15 protein-coding genes are annotated in these 18,944 nt (G+C 64.0%); 10 read left to right on the forward strand and 5 right to left on the reverse strand.

Going from position 1 to position 18,944, the window contains the following annotated elements:
- Window positions 1-45 precede the first annotated feature (45 nt).
- Window positions 46-402, forward strand: a complete 357-nt coding sequence (locus E5E96_RS01010) for an MGMT family protein (protein ID WP_171281372.1) — start codon at window positions 46-48, stop codon at window positions 400-402.
- A gap of 15 nt (window positions 403-417) precedes the next feature.
- On the opposite strand, the gene E5E96_RS01015 is transcribed toward E5E96_RS01010, so the two are convergent.
- Window positions 418-585, reverse strand: coding sequence for a hypothetical protein (locus tag E5E96_RS01015; protein ID WP_005303277.1), 168 nt, complete (start codon window positions 583-585; stop codon window positions 418-420).
- Between the two features lie 114 nt (window positions 586-699).
- Window positions 700-3,321, reverse strand: a complete 2,622-nt coding sequence (topA, locus tag E5E96_RS01020) for a type I DNA topoisomerase (RefSeq protein WP_029304161.1) — start codon at window positions 3,319-3,321, stop codon at window positions 700-702.
- 361 nt (window positions 3,322-3,682) lie between these two features.
- On the opposite strand from topA, the gene astB reads away from it, so the two are divergent.
- Complete coding sequence (gene astB / locus E5E96_RS01025; RefSeq protein ID WP_171281373.1) at window positions 3,683-5,020, forward strand: N-succinylarginine dihydrolase; 1,338 nt, start codon at window positions 3,683-3,685, stop codon at window positions 5,018-5,020.
- Window positions 5,021-5,104: 84 nt separating this feature from the next.
- Here astB and sohB read toward each other — a convergent pair whose 3' ends face one another.
- Entirely contained in the window at window positions 5,105-6,112 is a 1,008-nt protein-coding gene (sohB, locus tag E5E96_RS01030; RefSeq protein ID WP_042065667.1) for a protease SohB, read from the reverse strand.
- A gap of 233 nt (window positions 6,113-6,345) precedes the next feature.
- On the opposite strand from sohB, the gene E5E96_RS01035 reads away from it, so the two are divergent.
- Together E5E96_RS01035 and E5E96_RS01040 are read left to right on the forward strand one after the other, a co-directional pair.
- Window positions 6,346-7,101 carry a YciK family oxidoreductase gene (locus E5E96_RS01035; protein WP_171281374.1) on the forward strand — a complete coding sequence of 252 codons (756 nt, stop codon included), beginning with the start codon at window positions 6,346-6,348 and terminating at the stop codon, window positions 7,099-7,101.
- A gap of 99 nt (window positions 7,102-7,200) precedes the next feature.
- A complete protein-coding gene (locus E5E96_RS01040) occupies window positions 7,201-8,085 on the forward strand; it encodes a LysR family transcriptional regulator (RefSeq protein ID WP_045527769.1) in 885 nt (294 codons plus the stop codon).
- A gap of 66 nt (window positions 8,086-8,151) precedes the next feature.
- Here the strand turns inward: E5E96_RS01040 and E5E96_RS01045 are convergent, their stop codons facing one another.
- Window positions 8,152-9,324, reverse strand: a complete 1,173-nt coding sequence (locus E5E96_RS01045; RefSeq protein WP_171281375.1) for an MFS transporter — start codon at window positions 9,322-9,324, stop codon at window positions 8,152-8,154.
- Window positions 9,325-9,485: 161 nt separating this feature from the next.
- On the opposite strand from E5E96_RS01045, the gene E5E96_RS01050 reads away from it, so the two are divergent.
- Window positions 9,486-10,622, forward strand: coding sequence for a MalY/PatB family protein (locus E5E96_RS01050; protein ID WP_039215611.1), 1,137 nt, complete (start codon window positions 9,486-9,488; stop codon window positions 10,620-10,622).
- Window positions 10,623-10,884: 262 nt separating this feature from the next.
- Window positions 10,885-12,267, forward strand: coding sequence for a TAXI family TRAP transporter solute-binding subunit (locus E5E96_RS01055; protein WP_171281376.1), 1,383 nt, complete (start codon window positions 10,885-10,887; stop codon window positions 12,265-12,267).
- Between the two features lie 70 nt (window positions 12,268-12,337).
- Here E5E96_RS01055 and E5E96_RS01060 read toward each other — a convergent pair whose 3' ends face one another.
- Complete coding sequence (locus tag E5E96_RS01060; RefSeq protein WP_011706900.1) at window positions 12,338-13,246, reverse strand: LysR family transcriptional regulator; 909 nt, start codon at window positions 13,244-13,246, stop codon at window positions 12,338-12,340.
- Window positions 13,247-13,433: 187 nt separating this feature from the next.
- On the opposite strand from E5E96_RS01060, the gene E5E96_RS01065 reads away from it, so the two are divergent.
- The 4 genes from E5E96_RS01065 (at window position 13,434) to ygjK (ending at window position 18,930) form a co-directional block, all read left to right on the forward strand.
- Window positions 13,434-14,690 carry an adenylosuccinate synthetase gene (locus tag E5E96_RS01065; RefSeq protein WP_029304166.1) on the forward strand — a complete coding sequence of 419 codons (1,257 nt, stop codon included), beginning with the start codon at window positions 13,434-13,436 and terminating at the stop codon, window positions 14,688-14,690.
- 214 nt (window positions 14,691-14,904) lie between these two features.
- Window positions 14,905-15,441, forward strand: a complete 537-nt coding sequence (locus tag E5E96_RS01070) for a YbhB/YbcL family Raf kinase inhibitor-like protein (RefSeq protein ID WP_171281377.1) — start codon at window positions 14,905-14,907, stop codon at window positions 15,439-15,441.
- 11 nt (window positions 15,442-15,452) lie between these two features.
- Entirely contained in the window at window positions 15,453-16,265 is an 813-nt protein-coding gene (locus E5E96_RS01075; protein ID WP_171281378.1) for a helix-turn-helix transcriptional regulator, read from the forward strand.
- A gap of 184 nt (window positions 16,266-16,449) precedes the next feature.
- Complete coding sequence (gene ygjK / locus E5E96_RS01080; protein WP_171281379.1) at window positions 16,450-18,930, forward strand: alpha-glucosidase; 2,481 nt, start codon at window positions 16,450-16,452, stop codon at window positions 18,928-18,930.
- The last annotated feature ends 14 nt before the right edge of the window (window positions 18,931-18,944 follow it).

Here is an 18,944-nt window from a genome sequence, read left to right on the forward strand (position 1 = left end):
GAAGCGCCACAATGGCGCTTCTGTCGTTATTGACGAGTGATCCGGATGAGAATGGAATCGACCCCTGCCCCGCTGAACAAGGTTGCCCGCATCGAGGCAATCCTCGCCCTGATCCCGGCCGGTCGCGTGGTGAGTTACGGCCAGGTGGCGGATCTGGCGGGGCTGCCCGGTCGGGCCAGGCTGGTGGGCAAGGTGCTGCGGGAGACCGACAAGGTGCTGCCCTGGCACCGGGTGCTGGGCGCGGCGGGCACCATTTCACTGCCCAAGGGGTCGGCAGGCTTCGACAGACAGGCGGGATTGCTGCAGGAAGAGGGGGTACCCGTGATTGGCGGGCGGGTCAGGATGCGGGAGTGGCAGTGGCAGCCCGACCTCGCCGAGCTGCTGTTTATCCTGCCCTTTTGACGATGGCGGCCCGCCTCACCGGGTGATGGGGGCCAGGATCTCGTCGCTGCGCACCTGCACCGGGATGGTTTCGTACTCCCGCTGCAGCAGCACCAGCAGACTCTGCTTGTCTACTTCCAGCACATAGGCGGTTCCTTCCCGGGTCAGACAGGTCATTCCCGGCCGGATCTCGTTAATCTCCATCACAACCTCCGTGTCCAGCGCTGTCATCCTTGCAGCGGTTTCAGTATACCGCCATCCGAAAACAAAAAGGCCCCTGCAAGGGGCCTCTTTCATCAGAGTGTGAACTGCGCGCAATCACGCCTTCTTCGACTTGGCCAGGCTCTCCTGCCACTTGCCGTTGTCGTAGTGCGCCGTCCAGCCGGTCGCCTTGCCGTTGACCTCGGTCATCACGTACTGCTCCTTGGTCTTGCGACTGAAGCGCACGATGGCGGGGTTTCCGTCAGGATCTGACGCCGGGGCATCGGCCAGATACTGGTGCTTGGGCGACAGACGCTCCTTGAAGCGCTTGAGCTCTTCCACCAGCGGCGCACGGGTCTCGCGGGATTTCGGGAAGTTGCTGGCGGCCAGGAACAGGCCGGCCGCCCCGTCACGCAGCACGAAGTGGGCGTCGGACTGGGTGCACTTGAGCTCCGGCAGCGGGACCGGGTCTTCCTTCGGCGGCGCGATATCACCGTTTTTCAGGATCTTGCGGGTGTTCTTGCAGGTGTCGTTGGTGCACCCCATGTACTTGCCGAAGCGGCCGTTCTTGAGCTGCATCTCGGATCCGCAGCGGTCGCACTCGATGCTCGGCCCTTCGTAGCCCTTGAGCTTGAACTGGCCTTTTTCGATTTCGTAGCCATCGCAATCCGGGTTGCGACCACAGACATGCAGCTTGCGGCTGTCGTCGATGATGTAGGCATCCATGGCGGTGCCACACACGCCACAGCGATGCTTGGCACGCAGCGCCTCGGTCTCGGCCTCTTCACCGTCGGTGGCGGAGACGAACTCGTCGGCGGAGACCAGGTTGATGGTCTTCTTGCAGCGCTCTTTGGGCGGCAGTGCGTAGCCGGAACAACCGAGGAACACCCCGGTGGTGGCGGTACGGATGCCCATCTTGCGGCCGCAATCCGGGCAGTCGATGTCAGTCAGCACCATCTGGTTGGCACGCATGCCTCCCTCTTCCGGCGCCTTGTCCGCTTTTTCCAGCTCCTGGGTGAACTCGGCGTAGAAGGCGTCCAGCACCTTCTTCCACTCCAGGCTCCCTTCGGCGATGCCATCGAGCTTGTCTTCCATCTTGGCGGTGAACTCGTAGTTCATCAGCTCGACGAAGTTTTCCACCAGCCGGTCGGTGACGATCTCACCCATCTTCTCGGCGAAGAAACGGCGGCTCTCGACCCGCACATAGCCACGATCGACGATGGTGGAGATGATGGAGGCGTAGGTAGACGGACGGCCGATGCCGCGCTTCTCCAGCTCCCGTACCAGCGCCGCTTCGGTAAAACGTGCAGGCGGCTTGGTGAAGTGCTGGCGCGGATCCAGTTTGACGAGTTTGAGGATCTCGCCGACGGTCACTGCCGGCAACTGGCTGTCTTCACCCTTGCGGCCCATGGGCGGCAGTGCCTTGGTCCAACCGGCGAAACGCAGGGTGCGACCGCGCGCCTTGAGCTCGAACTCGCCCGCCTTGACGGTCAGGGTGGAGGAGTCGTACTGGGCCGGCGTCATCTGACAGGCGACAAACTGACGCCAGATGAGGTCATAGAGCCGCATGGCGTCGGGCTCCATCCCTTCCAGCATCTCGGCGGTCACCAGCACGCTGGAGGGGCGGATCGCCTCGTGGGCCTCCTGGGCATTGGCCTTGGCGCCGTACAGGTTCGGATCGCTCGGCAGGTAGGCGGCGCCATACTGCTCGCCGATGTATTCCCGCACCGCCTCGACCGCCTCTTTGCTGAGGTTGGTGGAGTCGGTACGCATGTAGGTGATGTAACCCGCTTCATAGAGACGCTGGGCCATCATCATGGTCTTCTTGACCCCGAAGCTCAGCCGGGTAGAGGCCGCCTGCTGCAGGGTGGAGGTGATGAAGGGGGCGGACGGCTTGGAGCCGGTCGGCTTGTCTTCCCGGTTCACCACCTTGTAGTCGACCCCTTCCAGGGCGGCCACGGCGGCGAAGGTCTCGGCCTGGGTCACCGGCTTGAAGTCGGCGCCATTGCGGCTGACCACTTCCATCCGCAGATCGCTCTTGTCGGCGGTCAGCAGATCGGCGTTGAGATCCCAGAACTCGACCGGCACGAACGCCTTGATTTCGCGCTCTTTATCGACGATGAGGCGCACCGCGACAGACTGTACCCGACCGGCGGAGAGGCCGCGTGCCAGCTTCTTCCAGAGCAGCGGAGAGACCATGTAGCCCACCACCCGGTCGAGGAAACGACGGGCCTGCTGGGCGTTGACGCGGTGAATGTTCAGCTCGGATGGCTGGGCAAACGCCTCCTGGATGGCGGTCTTGGTGATCTCGTTGAACACCACGCGCTTGTAGCGGCTGTCGTCGCCGCCGATGATCTCGCGCAGGTGCCAGGCGATCGCTTCTCCCTCTCTATCCAAGTCGGTTGCGAGATAGATGGTGTCGGCCTTCTCGGCCAGACTCTGCAACTCGCTGACCACTTTTTCCTTGCCGGGCAAAATCTGGTAGTTGGCCTGCCAGCCTGCGGTCGGATTGATCCCCATCCGTGAGAACAGGGCATTGCGATCCTTGGCAGCCTTCTCTGCTTCGCTCAACTTGATACCGCGAATGACAGGTTTTTTGGGCTCGTTGCTGGCGCTGCCGCTGGTGGGCAGATCGCGCACATGACCGACGCTGGATTTCACCACGTAGTCCTTGCCCAAATATTTGTTGATGGTCTTGGCCTTGGCCGGAGACTCCACTATGACCAGTGATTTGCCCATGCTGTAACTATTATCCTCATTGCACCCGACGGGGTTGGTGTGCGGTTTTGTGGGGCTGTATAAGAGATTTGACGGGAAAAAGCAATCTTGTGAGCAAATTTGCCCGGCAGCCCGAACCACTTTGTTTCTTTATTTATTAATGCGAAGCCGAGCCGCGGGAAGCAACCGCTTTTTTATTTTTATGCTATATCCACCCTCTTTTTATATTTGAAACGACATAACCAACCGCTCTTGTAACATAACAAACCAGTTTCGTTATCGGCTTGTTACAAAAGACAAAATCTCCTTATAATGGCTGCATCCCGCAGCATTGTGCGCGGAAGGAACCGCTACCCATATAAAAATCGAAAGGATGTACTCAATGAAGCACTTCGAGGTCAACTTCGACGGCCTGGTCGGCCCGACTCACAACTATGCCGGCTTGTCCTATGGCAACGTCGCCTCCCAGAACAATGCCAAGGAGGCGTCCAATCCGAAGGAGGCGGCCAAGCAGGGTCTGCGCAAGATGAAGGCACTGACCGAGCTCGGCATGACCCAGGGAGTGCTGGCCCCGCAGGAGCGACCGGATCTCGCCACCCTGCGCCGCCTGGGCTTCACCGGCAACGATGCCAGCGTGCTGGCCCAGGCCGCCAAGCAGGCCCCCGCCGTGCTGGCCGCCTGCTATTCAGCTTCCAGCATGTGGACCGCCAACGCCGCCACCGTCTCCCCGAGTGCCGATACCCAGGATGGCCGCATCCACTTCACCCCCGCCAACCTGACCAACAAGTTTCACCGCTCCCTCGAGCCCGAGGTGACCGGTCGCATCCTGCGCGCCGTGTTCAACAACGACCGCCACTTCTATCACCATCAGCACCTGCCGGAGAACGACCACTTCGGTGACGAGGGGGCCGCCAACCACACCCGGCTGTGCCGCGCCTATGGCGAGTCCGGGGTCGAGCTGTTCGTCTATGGCCGCAGCGCCTTCGATGTCTCCCAGCCGGCCCCCAAACGCTACCCGGCCCGCCAGACCCTGGAAGCGAGCCAGGCCATCGCCCGCCTGCACGGCCTGGGGGACGAGAGTGCGGTCTTCATCCAGCAGAACCCGGACGTCATCGATCAGGGGGTGTTCCACAACGACGTGATCGCGGTGGGCAACCAGAACGTGCTGTTCTTCCACCAGCAGGCGTTCCTCAACACCGCCTCGGCGCTGGCCGAGGTGCGCACCAAGTTCGGCGACGGCGAGCTGCACTTTATCGAGGTACCGACTGCCGAGGTGTCGGTACAGGATGCGGTGAAGTCCTATCTGTTCAACACCCAGATCCTCACCCTGCCTTCCGGCGAGATGGCGATCATCGCCCCCACCGAATGTCGCGACAACCCGGCGGTGTCGGCCTATCTGGCCAAGCTGGTGACCCTGGGGACCCCGATCAAGGGGGTGCACTACATGGACGTGAAGCAGAGCATGCGCAACGGCGGCGGCCCCGCCTGCCTGCGGCTGCGGGTGGCCATGAACGACACCGAGCTCGCCGCCGTCAACCCGGCCTGCCTCATCACCGACAGCCAGTTTGCCCGCCTCGATGGCTGGGTCGATCGCCACTACCGCGACAGTCTGGCGCTGGACGACCTGCGGGATCCGGCGCTGGTCCTGGAGTCCCGCACCGCGCTGGACGAGCTGACCCAGATCCTCAAACTCGGCTCCGTCTACCCGTTCCAGCGCTGAGACGCTCCATCGGCCTGCAGCGCCGACCCATGAAAAAGCCGGGCAAGTGCCCGGCTTTTTCATTTGGTTTTACGTTGCCCTGACTCAGCGCCAGGGGCCCTGCTGCCACAGCCGGCCAAGACCGGACTCCAGCGCCACGGCGGCCTGCTGACCGAGCTTCTGGGTCAGACTCTTTGGCTTGCTGTAGCGAATGCCGACCACCTTGTGCTGGCTGGCCTGGGCCAGCAGATAGTCATCGCTGGTGCAGAGGCTGTCCACCAGCCCGAGCTGCTTGGCCTGGCTCGCCAGCCAGTGCTCGCCGGTGGTGACGCTGTCGATGTCGAGGTTGGGTCTGTGCTCGGCCACGAATGCCTTGAAGCGCTCGTGAATGGCGCCCAGCTCCTCGCGAAACTTCTCGCGCCCCTGATCGTCGTTCTCGCCAAACATGGTGATGGTGCGCTTGTACTGGCCGGCGGTGTGCATCTCGAACTCGATGTCGTGCTTCTTGAGCAGCTTGTTGAAGTTCGGCAGCTGGGCGATCACCCCGATGGAGCCGACGATGGCGAACGGCGCCGCCAGGATCTGATCCGCCACGCACGCCATCATGTAGCCACCGCTCGCCGCCACCTTGTCGATGGCCACGGTCAGCTTGATGTCACGATCCCGCAGCCGCTGCAGCTGGGAGGCAGCCAGGCCGTAGCCGTGCACCACACCACCGCCGGATTCGAGCCGCAGCAACACCTCGTCGCCCGGCTGGGCCACCCCTATCACGGCGCTCACCTCTTCGCGCAGGGAGGCCACTTCCTTGGCATCCATGCTGCCATGAAAATCGATGACGAACAGCCGGCTGCGCGCATCTTCGCTCTTGGCCCGGGCCTTGTGCTCAGCCTTGCGCGCCTTCTCCAGCTGCTTGCGCTCCGCCTTGCCGGCCAGCGCGGCCTGCAACTGGTGACGTCCCTGCTCCAGCTCGCTGGAGAGATCGGTCACCACCAGCTCCCCCTTGCGGGATTTGGGCTGACGGCTGCTCACCACCATCAGGATGACGGCGCCGATGGCGAGCAGTAGGGTGAGGGTCTTGGCCAGGAACAGGCCGTATTCGGTCAAAAATGCCACTTGATGCTCCACTGGTGTGCCCCGGGGGGACGATTTTTTCACATTCTAGGGAGTTTGCCCGGTGTGCGCAAAAACTCTGCGTCAACCCGTCAAAAATGCCAATCGACAATCACAACCCCTCTGATTTATTCACATTTTTGCCATCTCATACTGGTCAAACGCCGTGCGGGATCAGTACACTTGCCCCTCTATTTGCCGCGCGCATCTGCCACGAATTGTTAACAGGAGTTGTCATGTTCAACTATCAGGCCCCCCGGGATCTGCTCAAGGACAAGGTCATTCTGGTCACGGGTGCCGGTGACGGCATCGGCCGCGAAGCGGCGCTCACCTATGCGGCCCACGGCGCCACCGTGATCCTGCTCGGCCGCACCAGCGCCAAGCTGGAGGCGGTCTACGACCAGATCGAGGCCGCCGGCCACCCGCTGCCCGCCATCGTGCCGGTGGATCTCAAAGGCGCCACCAAAAGCCACTACCTTGGCATGGCCGAGACCTTCGCCCAGCAGTTCGGCCGCCTCGACGGCGTGCTGTTCAACGCCGGCCTGCTCGGCACCCTGTCACCGTTCGAACACATCCCGGAGCAGGAGTGGGACGAGGTGATGCAGGTCAACGTCAAATCCGAATTCCTGCTGACCCAGGCGCTGCTGCCGCTCATCCGCCAGACCGCCAAGGAGCAGGGCGATGCCTCCATCGTCTACACCTCCTCCAGCGTGGGCCGCAAGGGCCGCGCCTACTGGGGCACCTATGCCATCTCCAAGTTCGCCATCGAAGGGATGATGGAAGTGCTGGCGGACGAGCTGGAAAATACCGGTGTGCGGGTCAACACCCTCAACCCGGGCGGCACCCGCACCAAGATGCGGGCCAGCGCCTTCCCGGCCGAAGATCCGATGAACCTCAAGACCCCGGCCGACCTGATGCCGCTCTATCTCTATCTGATGGGCGCGGACAGCCGGGGCAAAACCGGCCAGACCTTTGTGGCCCAGCCCAAATAAATCAACAAAATAACCGCAACCCTGCGCCGCATGGGGTTACATTCAATAGGGTGCCGTCGGCACCCTGTTGCAACATCCGCTCCCTTATCAGGTTGAGATATGTTTCGTCCCAAGAGCACGTTTGAGCAATGGCGGATCTTTCAGGCCGTGGTGGACTGTGGCGGCTACGCCCAGGCCGCCGAGGCACTGAACAAGAGCCAATCCTCTCTCAATCATGCGGTAGCCAAGCTGCAGCAGAGTCTGGGTGTGGCTCTGCTGGAGGTGAGAGGGCGCAAGGCGGTATTGACGCCGGCGGGGGAGATCTTCCTCAAGCGGGCCCGTCAGCTCAGCCAGCAGGTGGAAGAGCTGGAGAACCTGGCCAACAACCTGGAGCGGCAGTGGGAGCCGCAGATCAACCTCTATGTGTCGGTGTTGCAGCCGCGCGAGCGGCTCTATCGGGCGCTGGCCAACTTCTATCCACGCAGCCGGGGTTGCCGGGTCAATCTGCACGAGCGCATCCACTGCCACTTCAACGCCCTGCAGGTGGGGGATCTGATGCTCTCCGAACACCTGCCCCACGATCGCACCGGCCTGCCGCTGGACGAGGTGTGCCTGCTGCCGCTCTGCTCGGCCGAGCACCCGCTCGCCACCCAGGGCGGCGCCATCGCCGCCGAGGAGCTGGCCAGCCACAACCAGATCAGCCTGCATCCCCCCATTCACCGCTCGGTGGACTGGAACGACGCGGACGACACTGGCTGGAAGGCGACCCACTATCACGAGGTGATCGCCATGCTCAAGCTCGGCCTCGGCTACGCCTGGCTGCCGCGCCACCTGGTGCAGGAGGAGCTGACAAGCGGCGCCCTGGTGCCGCTGGTTCTAGCGAGCGGCAACGAGCGCCACCTCTATACCTATCTGCTGACCCCGTCGGCCGATGCGCTGGGCCCGGCCACCGAGCTGCTGCTGCGCTGCCTGCGCAACGAATACCAGAACGACAACGACCGCTAGAGCGCCTCCCCGCCGCCATCAGACCTTGAGGCGGGCCGACCCGCTCGCCCCCTCACCTTTTCAGCTTCAGACGTTCGGCACCCGCCAGCAGGCGGCCAGCGCCAGCAGCGCCAGGCCCATGGCCACCATGAAGACCCCGTGGAAACTCCAGATCTCCGCCACAGTCCCGGCGATAGCCCCCGCCATGATGGAGCCGGTGCGGATGCTGTTGGCGAACAGGGTGGTCGCCACCCCGGCGCGACCCGGCATCATATCCTGGAAGTAGGACATGCCGATGCCGGCGACGATGCCGATGAAGATGGCGTTGAGCAGTTGCAATGCAATCAGGGCATGCTGGCTCGACAGGGTCACCAGCCCCACGTAGAAGCCGACCCCGGCCAGCACCGCCAGCAGCATCATGGGGCGCTTGCCAAAGCGCTGGGTGTAGTGGCCCGCCAGCAGCATGAAGGGGATTTCGAGGGCCGCTGCCGTGCCCATCAGCACCCCGGCCAGCTTCTCCTCCAGCCCCAGCTCGCGGGTGATGTAGAGCGGCATGTTGATGAGGTACATGCTGTTACAGGTCCACATCAGGGTGGAGGCGATGAAGAGCGCCCGCACCGACGGATCCCGCCAGCTGCTGACCCGCTCCACCTCGCTGTCCATCACCGGCAGCGGCAGCGAGGGCAACCAGCGCCACACCACGAAGGCGCAGAGCAGATAGGCCACTGCGGAGGCGAGGTACATCACCTCGAAGCCGTAGCCGATGGCCAGCGCGAAGGCGATGGGGGGCCCTATCACCCAGGCCAGCGAGAACTGGGCTCGCAGCACCGAGCTGAACATGTCGGCCCGCTTGTTGCGGCTGTCGGCGTATTCCCGCGCCAGCGCGAACAGCTGGGGGCTGGCGGTGGCGGCCAGGCTCGCCAGCAACACCCCCAGGCTCACCAGCAACCAGTACTGCCGGTTCCAGGCGAACAGCAGGGAGAGCACCACGCCGGCGAAGCAGCAGCGCAGGATCAGCCGCTTGCGATCCCCCTTGTTGTCGGAGCGATGGCCCAGCCACTGGCTGATAAGGATGCCGATCACCGCGTTGACGGTATAGAAGAGCCCCACCAGGAAGGGGCGCACCTGCACCTCCTCGGCCAGGAACAGGCTCAAGGTGGGCACCTGCAGTGCCACCGCCACCCCGGTCATAAAGGTCACGGCCAGAAAAGAGAGAGAGACGGGATCCGTCCTGTTGCGAGCGGCGGTCAGCAAACGCATAGCATTACCACTGATTGGAGGGAGGAAAACTGGCCAAAATTCGGCAAGTGCATGAAATGGCGTCGCTTATTTTATGTCATTATCAAGAGCCACCTCAAGGCTTGCGACCCCGTCCCCGACCCCGTACAGTGAAAGCCCACTGGCCAGCATAAGGATTTCACATGTTTGATTTTGACCGGGAAATAGATCGCAGCGGCACCATGAGCCTGAAATGGGACAAGTACAAGGGACAGGACGTGCTGCCCATGTGGGTTGCCGACACCGACTTCGTCTCCCCCCCTGCCGTCATCGAGGCCCTCACCCAACGGGTCGCCCACGGCATCTTCGGCTACTCGCGCCCCTCTCCCCGGCTGATCGAACTCATCATCGCGCGGCTGGCCAGCCGCTATGGCTGGACCATCCAGCCCGAGTGGATCGTCTTCCTGCCCGGCGTGGTGCCGGGTCTCAACCTCGCCTGCAAGGCCTGGAGCCAGCACGGCCGTGGCATCATCACCCCCAAGCCGGTCTACTACCCCTTCCTGCAGGCGCCGGGCTTCAACGACCGGCCGCTGCTCACCGTGCCCATGGTGGAAGAGGCCGGTCGCTGGGTGCTGGATATCGAGGAGCTGGAGCGCCAGGCGCCGGCGGCGGATCTGCTGCTGCTGTGCAACCCGCACAACCCGGGCGGCACCGTGTTCACCCGCGAGGAGCTGCTGGCCATCGACGCCATCGCCGAGCGCCACAACCTGGTGATCTGCTCCGATGAAATTCACTGCGACCTGCTGCTGGACAAGGATGCCCGCCACATCCCCTACGGTGCCATCAGCCCGGCGGCGGCCGAGCGCTCGGCGGTGATGATGGCCCCGAGCAAGACCTTCAACATCGCCGGGCTCTGCTGCTCCTTCGCGGTGGTGCCCAATGCCCGTCTGCGCCTCAAGCTGCAGCAGGCGATGCGCGGCATCAGTGCCGACGTCAACCTGCTGGGCTTCGTGGCGGCAGAGGCGGCCTACGAAGGCGGTGAACAGTGGCTCAGCGAACAGCTCGACTACCTGGCCGCCAACCTGGCCCTGATCGAGCAGGCGGTCGCCCGCTGGCCCGGCATCAAGCTGGCGCGCCACCAGGCCACCTACCTCGCCTGGATCGACATGAGCGCACTCGGGCTGGACGACCCCATCGCCTTCTTCGAGCAGGCCGGGGTGGGGCTCTCCCCCGGTGCCCAGTTTGGTGACGGCCAGTTCGTGCGGCTCAACTTCGGCTGCACCCGGGCTCGCCTCGTCGAGGCGCTGGCCCGCATGGAAAAGGCCATTCTGGCGCGCTGATCACGCGCGTTCTCCCCCATGGCCTCACCATATGGGCAGTGGCGGGGCCGGCAGCAGCCGGCCCCGCAATATATTGAAGTCAGCCAGATCCGTATCCGATCGCAATAGGGTATATTTTCGCAACATGCCGCCACGTCCCCGCAACCCGGGATGTCGATGGCGCCAAGTACGGTACAGTGCCGCCGCCAGCAGCTGGCGCGGCCGAATGCCAACCGGGATGGGCCAGCCCCATCCCTTTTATCAGCCATTGATCCGGTTCACTATGCCCCAACCAGCCTTGCACCCTCTGCCGACTCTGCTTCGCCGCACCCTGCCCTGGCTGGCAGCCGCCCTGGCGCTGCCCCTGCAGGCAGCCACGCCTGCCTATCTCACCATCGGTACTGGGCCGCTCAACGGCGTCTACTACCCGACCGGTGGCGCCATTTGCCGGCTGCTCAATGAAGAGACGGCCAGCCATGGCCTGCACTGCTCGGTGCAGAGCACCTCCGGCTCCCTTGCCAACCTGAAGGCCCTGCATCAAGGGAAAGTTCAGCTGGCGCTGGTGCAGTCCGATGTGGTGCACCATGCCGCCCACAGTAGCGGCCCCTTCATGGGTCAGGCACCCGACGACCAGCTGCGCAGCCTTTATCGGCTTCATCAGGAGTCGCTGACCCTGCTCGCCAGCGCCAACAGCAGCATCAACACCCTGGCCGACATCGAGGGCAAGCGGGTCGATCTGGGCAACCCGGGCTCCGGCGAGCACATCACCAGCCAGGCCCTGCTCGATGCCATGGGCTGGCAGGCCAAGAGCTTTGCCCCCGTCATCCCCGCCGCGGCCAACAACCGGCTGGAGGGGCTCTGTGACGGCACCCTGGACGCCGCCTTCGTGGTAGCGGGCCACCCCAACCAGGCCATCGGCGATCTCACCGGCCGCTGCAAGGCGCGCCTCATCCCCATCGAAGGGGAGCAGGTCGACGCGCTGCTCAAACAGCATCCCTACTATCAGCGCAGCCGCATCGGCGCCAACCTCTACCCGGGCCAGCCCAGCGGCGTCAACACCTTCGCCGTCACCGCCGAGCTGGTGGCGCTGGCCAGCCTGCCAGAGGGCGAAGTGCGCACCGTGCGCGACGTGCTAAGCGGGCGACTCAAGCAGTTCACCCGCCTCCATCCGGCCCTCACCGCCCTCACCCTGGAGGGAATGCAGGCGGAGGCGGAAGTACCGCGCCACGCCGGTATGGCGGATGCCCCGCCCGCCCTGCTGCCCGAGACCCTGAGCCCGGCTCCGGCCACCTCGGAGGCTTTGGCAACTTCAGCGGCGCAGCCCACCGAAGTGGAGCGCGCCGCTGGTGAAAACACGGCACAACCTGCCGGTGAAACGGGCGCCCCCTCCCCAGAAGGCGCGCCCGCCACCTCGTCCGGGCAGACCCCTGGCGCCCTGCTGCCGCCCCCCTCGGCAGCCACAACTACCGAGCCGGGGGCGAGTAGCGTGCTCGAAGGGGCCGCCGTGGAGCAGGGCGGCAAGCTGACGGGCACGGCCGCGCCAAGCCCCTCTGCCGTGATGAGCGGGGAACAACCCGCCTCGCCGGCCCCCGCCGAACCAGCATCGACAGCACCGGCCGCACCGAGCGCCGCCTCACCGATTCAGAACAGCGCGCCTGCCCAGTAAGACCGCCAAACAGCCACAACAAAAGAGGCCACCCAAGGGTGGCCTCTTTTTATTTCGATATTGGGTGGGCTCACGCCCTGGCGTCCGGCAACGGCTGCGGGCGCTGGATCTCCTGCTCCACCCAGTGCAGCAGTTGCTTGATGGCCCGTGACAGCACCTGGTTCTGGCGCACCACATAGCCAAGGCTGGTGCCGGGGAAATCGGTGAGTCGGGTCACCGGGGCGGTCAGCTTGAGCCGCGGGTGAATGGAAAAGTCCGGCACTATGGCCACCCCGAAACCCGCCTCGGCCCAATCGAGCTGGGCGTCCACGCTGCCCACTTCCATGATGCGGCAGCTGGGCAGACCGAGCAGCGGCAAAGAGGGGTCGATGAGCGCCCGGGTGCGGGTGTCGTGGCCCAGCAGGATCAGGGTCGGCTCGTCGAGGGGATCGCTCTCCCCCGCCTTCGCCCGTGCCTGCCAGCGGGCGAGACCGTGGCCCAGCGCGCACCAGGTCACCTGCTGCAACTCGGTGTAGAACAGCGGCTCGCTGCGCTTTTGCGCCATCACGAAGCCCAGATCCGCCTTGCCCGCCTTGACCAGCTCCGCCGCCTGATCCGAAGTGGTGTTGAACAGGGTGAGGTCGATGCCGGGGAACTCCTGCTTGAAGCGCTGAAAGGGCTGAATGAGCAGCAGGCGCGAGATGATGTCGCTGGCGGCGATGGCCAGCGTCCCCTGACTCAGCTGGTTGAGGGCGTTGAGATCGGACTGGCAGAGCTGCAGCTCGGCGATGGCGCGCTCGGCGCTTTGCAGCAGCCGCTCGCCCGCCTGGGTCAGCCGAAACGGGCTGCGCTCGATGAGTTTGACCCGGGTGGCCTGCTCCAGATTCTTGAGGTGCAGGCTCACATTGGGCTGGGTCATGTGCAGTTCGGTGGCAGTCTGGCCGAAGTGCTGCAGCCGGGCCAAAGTGACGAAGGTGTGCAACCAGTGAATATCCAGCATGGGGATCCTCTTGTGCCGCCACGGCCGAACGGGCTCCTGAGGGGGATGCCGGCACGGCAGCGGGGCGGTTTGCCGATAAATTCACCGCAATTATATGACTCTCTTATTGGAATTATAAAGATAATTAATTTTTCTAATCCTCCTGAGCCTCCTAGGATGATCGCCTAACGTCTTAGGAGAAAGAGTCATGTCGTCTATCGTAGTCGTAGGTGCCAACTGGGGTGATGAAGGCAAAGGCCGCATCGTGGATTATCTGGCAGGCCAAGCAGGCGCCAGCATTCGCTTCCAGGGCGGCAACAACGCCGGCCATACCGTCGTCAACGACCTTGGCACCTTCAAGCTGCACCAGGTTCCGAGTGGTGTGTTCAACCCGGATTGCCTGGTCGTGCTCGGCCCTGGCATGGTGATCAGCCCCGAGAAACTGACCGTCGAGCTGGATGAAGTGAAAGCCTCCGGCGTCACTCCCAAGCTGGCCATCTCTGATCGCGCTACCCTCTGCCTGCCGCTGCATGCCATGGAAGATACCTTGGAAGAGCAGCGCCTGGGCGACGGCGCCTACGGTTCCACCCGTCAGGGCATCGCTCCCGCCTATGGCGATCGCGTCATGAAGAAAGCGATCCTGGTGGGCTGGCTGAAGCAGCCGGAAGTACTGGTCGAGCGCATTCAATTCTTCCTCGACTGGAAACTGCCGCAGCTCAAGGCACTCTACCCGACCTTCGAATTCAACCAGACCGCCCAGGAGATGGCCGACTGGCTGCTGGAAGTGTCCGCCCCCTGGATCGACTCCGTCTGCAACGTCAGCATGCCGCTCAAAGCGCTGCAAGCCGAAGGCAAGACCCTGCTGTTCGAAGCCCAGCTGGGCGCCGGCCGTGATCTGATCTACGGCGAATACCCCTGGGTGACCTCCTCCCACGTGTCCGGCGCCTATGCTGGCATCGGTGGCGGCCTGCCGGGTCTGCGTCCCGAGCGCATCATCGCCGTCGCCAAGGCGTTTAGCACCTCCGTCGGTACCGGCACCCTGCTGACCGCCATGGAGAATCAGGACGAGTTCCGCAAGATCGCCAACGAGTTCGGCGCCACCACCGGTCGTCCCCGTGACGTCGGCTACTTCGATGCCGTCGCCACCAAGAACGGTGTCGAGCTGCAGGCTGCCAACGAAGTGGCGCTGACCAAGCTGGACTGCCTGACCGGTCTGCCGGATCTGAAGATCTGCGTCGCCTACGAAGGTGCCCACACCGAGAACCCGATCTGGCCGCAAACTGCCGGTCTGAAGCCGGTTTACGAAGTGATGGAAAGCTGGAGCGAAGACATCACCGGCTGCCGCACCTTCGCCGAGCTGCCCAAAGCGGCTCAGCAGTACGTACTGCGCATCGAAGAGCTGCTGGGCGTACCGGTGCCGATGGTCTCCGTCGGCCCGGGCCGTGACGAGATGATCCTGCGCTAAGTCGCGCGATCAGCTGTCAGCACAGTAAAAAACCGGCATCCAGGATGCCGGTTTTTTTATGCCCGGACGTGCCACCACTCTTTCGCAGCGCTCACCATAAATCAACACAACGACTCATATCATGGCAGCAAGCAGGCCATATTGAGCGGTTGGGTCACTCGCCGCCTCCCCCTCTTCGCTAGACTGATCCCATCATCCACCGAGGAGCCTCACCATGAAGATTGCCAAGCGTACCACCCTGCTCTCCCTGCTGTGCGTGGCGGCCCTGCCCGCCAGTGCCATGACCCTAAAGAGCAGCGACATCCACGAAGGCCAGCTGATGGACAAGGCCTTCAGCTTCAACGGCTTTGGCTGCAGCGGTGACAACCGCTCGCCCCAGCTGAGCTGGCAGGACCTGCCCGCCGGCACCAAGAGCGTCGCCATCACCGCCTATGACCCCGACGCCCCCACCGGCAGCGGCTGGTGGCACTGGCTGGTGGTGAACCTGCCGGCCAGTCAGAGCGAGCTGCCGAGCAACGCCTCCGGCAAGCTCAAGCAGGGGCTGGAGCTTAAGACCGACTTCGGCAGTCAGGGTTACGGCGGCCCCTGCCCGCCCGCCGGCCACGGCATGCACCGCTACCAGTTCACCGCCTGGGCCCTGCCCCAGCCCCTGGAGGTGAAGACAGACACCCCGCCCGCCATGGTAGGCTACATGCTCAACAGCATGGCCCTTGGCAAGGCCACCCTGACCGCCACCTTCGTCACCCCCTAGGAGCCAGCCGGATGAGCACGCCGCTGCTGCAACTGCACCACTATCTCGGGATCCGCCAGCAGCCGCTGCACCGGGTGCTCATCTACGCCCCCACCATCATCTGGGTGGAGCAGGGTCACAAGCAGTTGTGGTGGCAGGAGAAGCGCCTAGCATTCGATCAGGCGAGCTGGCTGCTGATCCCGGCCGGTCACCAGCTCACCTTCGTCAACCAGCCGGAGCAGGGCAAGTTTCGCTCCCGCGCGCTGACCCTGCTGACCCCGCCCCCCGTCGAATGGCTCGGCGCCGCCCAGGCCGGCCCGCTCAGGGAGCCGCGCCTGACGGTCAGTCCGGCGCTGGCTTTCTGTTTCGAGCTGGTCTGCTCCATGGCGGATCGGCGACTCCATGAGGCCACCCAGGCCCAGCTGCTGCAGGGCTTCTATGCCGAGCTGCAGGCCGCCGGCGGGCTCGACCTGCTGTTTCCCGCCCATACCATGACCCTCGGCGAGCGGCTGGCCCGCTACCTCGGGGTGGAGCCGGGCGCCGATCACACCCTGGAGGGGGTCGCACCGCACTTCGCCATGAGCCGCGCCTCCATGGCGCGCAAGCTGGCCGCCGAGGGACGCAGCTTTCGCCAGCTGCTGACTCAGGTGCGCATGAGCCACGCCCTCACCTTGCTGCAGCAGGGTCTGGCGCCGCTGGAGACGGCCCTCGCCTGTGGCTACGACGCCCCCAGCCGCTTTGCCGCCCGCTTCAAGCAGGAGTTCGGCCTGACCCCCTATCAATACCTGCGCACCTGTCCCTCCTCCCTCTCGCTGACTGCCGCCAGACAAGTAAATAGTTACTAAAACATCAAACTATGTAACCTCGTGTAACCGGGTGATCCGGCTCACACCAGCCCCTCCTGCACTGTGACGCAGCGCCAATAATCCCGTCAAAATCGCCCTATAATGGCTGTCGCAAACGATTTCACTAAAAAAAGCACTAAAAAACACCTTCCTTAACCTACAAAAACTGTCATTGGAGCGAGAGATGTTTCGTAAAAGTTTACTTTCCGTCACCCTGAGCGTCGCCCTGTTCGGCCTCACAGCCTGCAACGGCAATGACTCCAGCAGCCCGGCCGCCCCCAGCGCCACCCTGGCGAACCAGTATCAGAACGTAATCGACCGCAGCGGCACCCCGCTCCAGTTCCGTGACTTTGACAGCTACTCCAACCTCAAATACAACCCGCTGCTCGATCTCGGCGCCTGGCACGGCTTCCTGCTGCCCGCCAGCGACAGCGAATGGGGTGGCTTTACCGGTCCCATGGTCATCGCCGAGGAGTACAGCTTGTTCTTCGCAAGCGAATTGGACAAGCTGACCCTGAGTGACGAGAGCGGCCGCGCCTTCCCGCTCACCAGCGCCAGCAAGCAGGTGCTGTACGCCATCCCAGGGGCGCTGGTGCAACGCTTCGAATTCGACCCCTTCACCCTGGAGCTGGAGCTGCGCTACGGCGATGCCCGCACTGCGCTGGTTCGCACCCGCCTCATCAACCACTCTGACGCCCCCCTCACCCTCAAGCTCAACTGGCAGGGGGAGCTGCTCAACCAGTGGGATGCCAACAAGACGGTCGCCGAGCAGTACCCCGCCTGGACCCGCACCATCAGCCAGACCGAGCGCGGCGTGGCATTCCAGTTCGGCAAACTGCGCAGCACCTGGAACATCATGCAAAGCGGCAGCGCCAGCTACCGCATCGATCGCACCCTGCCCAGTCGTACCACTCTCGACGAGCAGGGGCTCGGCTACGTGAGCGAGGCCAGCCTCACCCTGGCCGCCAAGGGCCAGCAGGATATCTACACCCTGCAGAGCTATGTCCACAGCCGTGCTGACGCCGACCGCTTCGAGCAGAGCCGCCAGGCGCTGCTGGCCGACCCCGCCAGCCATTTCGATGACTCCATCCGCCGCTGGGAGGATTACCTGGCGCGCGGCCTCTCCAATCAGGGGATCCCGGAATCGGAGCGACGCATCGCGGTCAAGGCGATGGAGACCCTCAACGGCAACTGGCGCTCGCCGGCCGGCGCCATCCTGCACGACGGGGTGACCCCCTCCAACACCGCCCGCTGGTTCGACGGGGTCTGGGCCTGGGACAGCTGGAAGCACGCCTACGCCATGGCCCACTTCAACCCCGAGGTAGCCAAGAACAACGTGCGCGCCATGTATGACTACCAGATCCAGGCCGATGACCCGGTTCGGCCGCAGGATGCCGGCATGGTGATCGACGCCGTCTTCTACAACAAGCTCGCCGATCGCGGTGGCGACGGCGGCAACTGGAACGAGCGCGACACCAAGCCGCCCCTCTCCGCCTGGGCCATCTGGGAGATCTACAGCGCCACCAAGGACAAGGCCTTCATCGCCGAGATGTACCCGAAGATCCAGGCCTATCACGACTGGTGGTACCGGGCGCGGGACAACAACCGCAACGGCATCATCGAATATGGCGCCACCCGCCACGTCGAGCACAACGACGAGTTCGGCAACATCACCTTCAAGGTGCAGTACCCGACGGGGGCACCGGTCGGGCTGGATCTGTCGAGCTGTACCGATGAGGGAGATGGCTGGTATGGCTGCGCCGGCATGGCGCTCTATCAGCAGGTATTGAGCGTTGGCGGCTACGCCGACATGGATATCGGCGCCCAGCACGGCGCCGGCTGGGAGTCCGGCATGGACAACGCCGCCCGCTTCGGCTTTATCGAGCCGGATCAGCTCAAGCGCTATGCCGACAAGACCTATGGCGGCGACATGGCCAGGGCGCGCCAGGACTGGAACGTCTTCTTCTTCGAAAACCATCAGGACGACGGCAGCCTCATCGGCTTCTCCATCGATCAGGAGTCGGTGGAGCTCAACGCCTTCCTCGCCAAGGAGAAGCGTATCCTGGCCGACATGGCCGAGCTGCTCGGCAAGCCGGACGAGGCGATCCGCTATCGCGAAGGGGCGACACAGCTGGCTGGTTACATCAACAGCTGCCTGTTCGATGAGGCCTCCGGCTTCTATTACGACCGCCAGATAGCCCAGGGGGATCTGCCCGACGCCAACGGCTGCGTCGGCAAGCTGTTGACCGCCCGCGGCCGTGGCCCGGAAGGGTGGAGCCCGCTCTGGGCCGAGGTGGCGGACAAGGAGAAGGCGGCGCGGGTACGCGAGGTGATGCTCAATGCCCAGGAGTTCAACACCAAGGTGCCGCTCGGCACGGCGGCGCTGACCAACCCGGCCTATGACCCCGACATCTACTGGCGCGGCCGGGTCTGGCTGGATCAGTTCTACTTCGGGGTGAAGGGGCTGGAGAACTACGGCTATCGCAGCGATGCCCAGACGCTGGTCAACAAGCTGTTTGCCAACGCCGAGGGGCTGGCGGGCAGCGGCCCCATCCGCGAGAACTACAACCCGGAGACCGGCGCCATGCAGGGGGCCAGCAACTTCAGCTGGAGCTCAGCCCATCTCTACATGCTCTATCGCAACTTCCTGAAAACAGAGGGCTGATCCCTCTGAGCAGG

It is taken from the genome of Aeromonas sp. 1805, assembly GCF_013085525.1.
In the GTDB taxonomy this organism is placed as follows: Bacteria; Pseudomonadota; Gammaproteobacteria; order Enterobacterales; family Aeromonadaceae; genus Aeromonas; species Aeromonas hydrophila.

Bases quoted from the DNA above. Each gene is read 5' to 3' on its own strand.
- topA (WP_029304161.1), bottom strand. From the start codon at position 3,321: ATGGGCAAATCACTGGTCATAGTGGAGTCTCCGGCCAAGGCCAAGACC.
- astB (WP_171281373.1), top strand. From the start codon at position 3,683: ATGAAGCACTTCGAGGTCAACTTCGACGGCCTGGTCGGCCCGACTCAC.
- E5E96_RS01060 (WP_011706900.1), bottom strand. From the start codon at position 13,246: ATGCTGGATATTCACTGGTTGCACACCTTCGTCACTTTGGCCCGGCTG.
- E5E96_RS01045 (WP_171281375.1), bottom strand. From the start codon at position 9,324: ATGCGTTTGCTGACCGCCGCTCGCAACAGGACGGATCCCGTCTCTCTC.
- E5E96_RS01070 (WP_171281377.1), top strand. From the start codon at position 14,905: ATGAAGATTGCCAAGCGTACCACCCTGCTCTCCCTGCTGTGCGTGGCG.
- E5E96_RS01055 (WP_171281376.1), top strand. From the start codon at position 10,885: ATGCCCCAACCAGCCTTGCACCCTCTGCCGACTCTGCTTCGCCGCACC.
- E5E96_RS01015 (WP_005303277.1), bottom strand. From the start codon at position 585: ATGGAGATTAACGAGATCCGGCCGGGAATGACCTGTCTGACCCGGGAA.
- E5E96_RS01065 (WP_029304166.1), top strand. From the start codon at position 13,434: ATGTCGTCTATCGTAGTCGTAGGTGCCAACTGGGGTGATGAAGGCAAA.
- E5E96_RS01040 (WP_045527769.1), top strand. From the start codon at position 7,201: ATGTTTCGTCCCAAGAGCACGTTTGAGCAATGGCGGATCTTTCAGGCC.
- E5E96_RS01035 (WP_171281374.1), top strand. From the start codon at position 6,346: ATGTTCAACTATCAGGCCCCCCGGGATCTGCTCAAGGACAAGGTCATT.
- ygjK (WP_171281379.1), top strand. From the start codon at position 16,450: ATGTTTCGTAAAAGTTTACTTTCCGTCACCCTGAGCGTCGCCCTGTTC.
- E5E96_RS01075 (WP_171281378.1), top strand. From the start codon at position 15,453: ATGAGCACGCCGCTGCTGCAACTGCACCACTATCTCGGGATCCGCCAG.
- E5E96_RS01010 (WP_171281372.1), top strand. From the start codon at position 46: ATGAGAATGGAATCGACCCCTGCCCCGCTGAACAAGGTTGCCCGCATC.
- E5E96_RS01050 (WP_039215611.1), top strand. From the start codon at position 9,486: ATGTTTGATTTTGACCGGGAAATAGATCGCAGCGGCACCATGAGCCTG.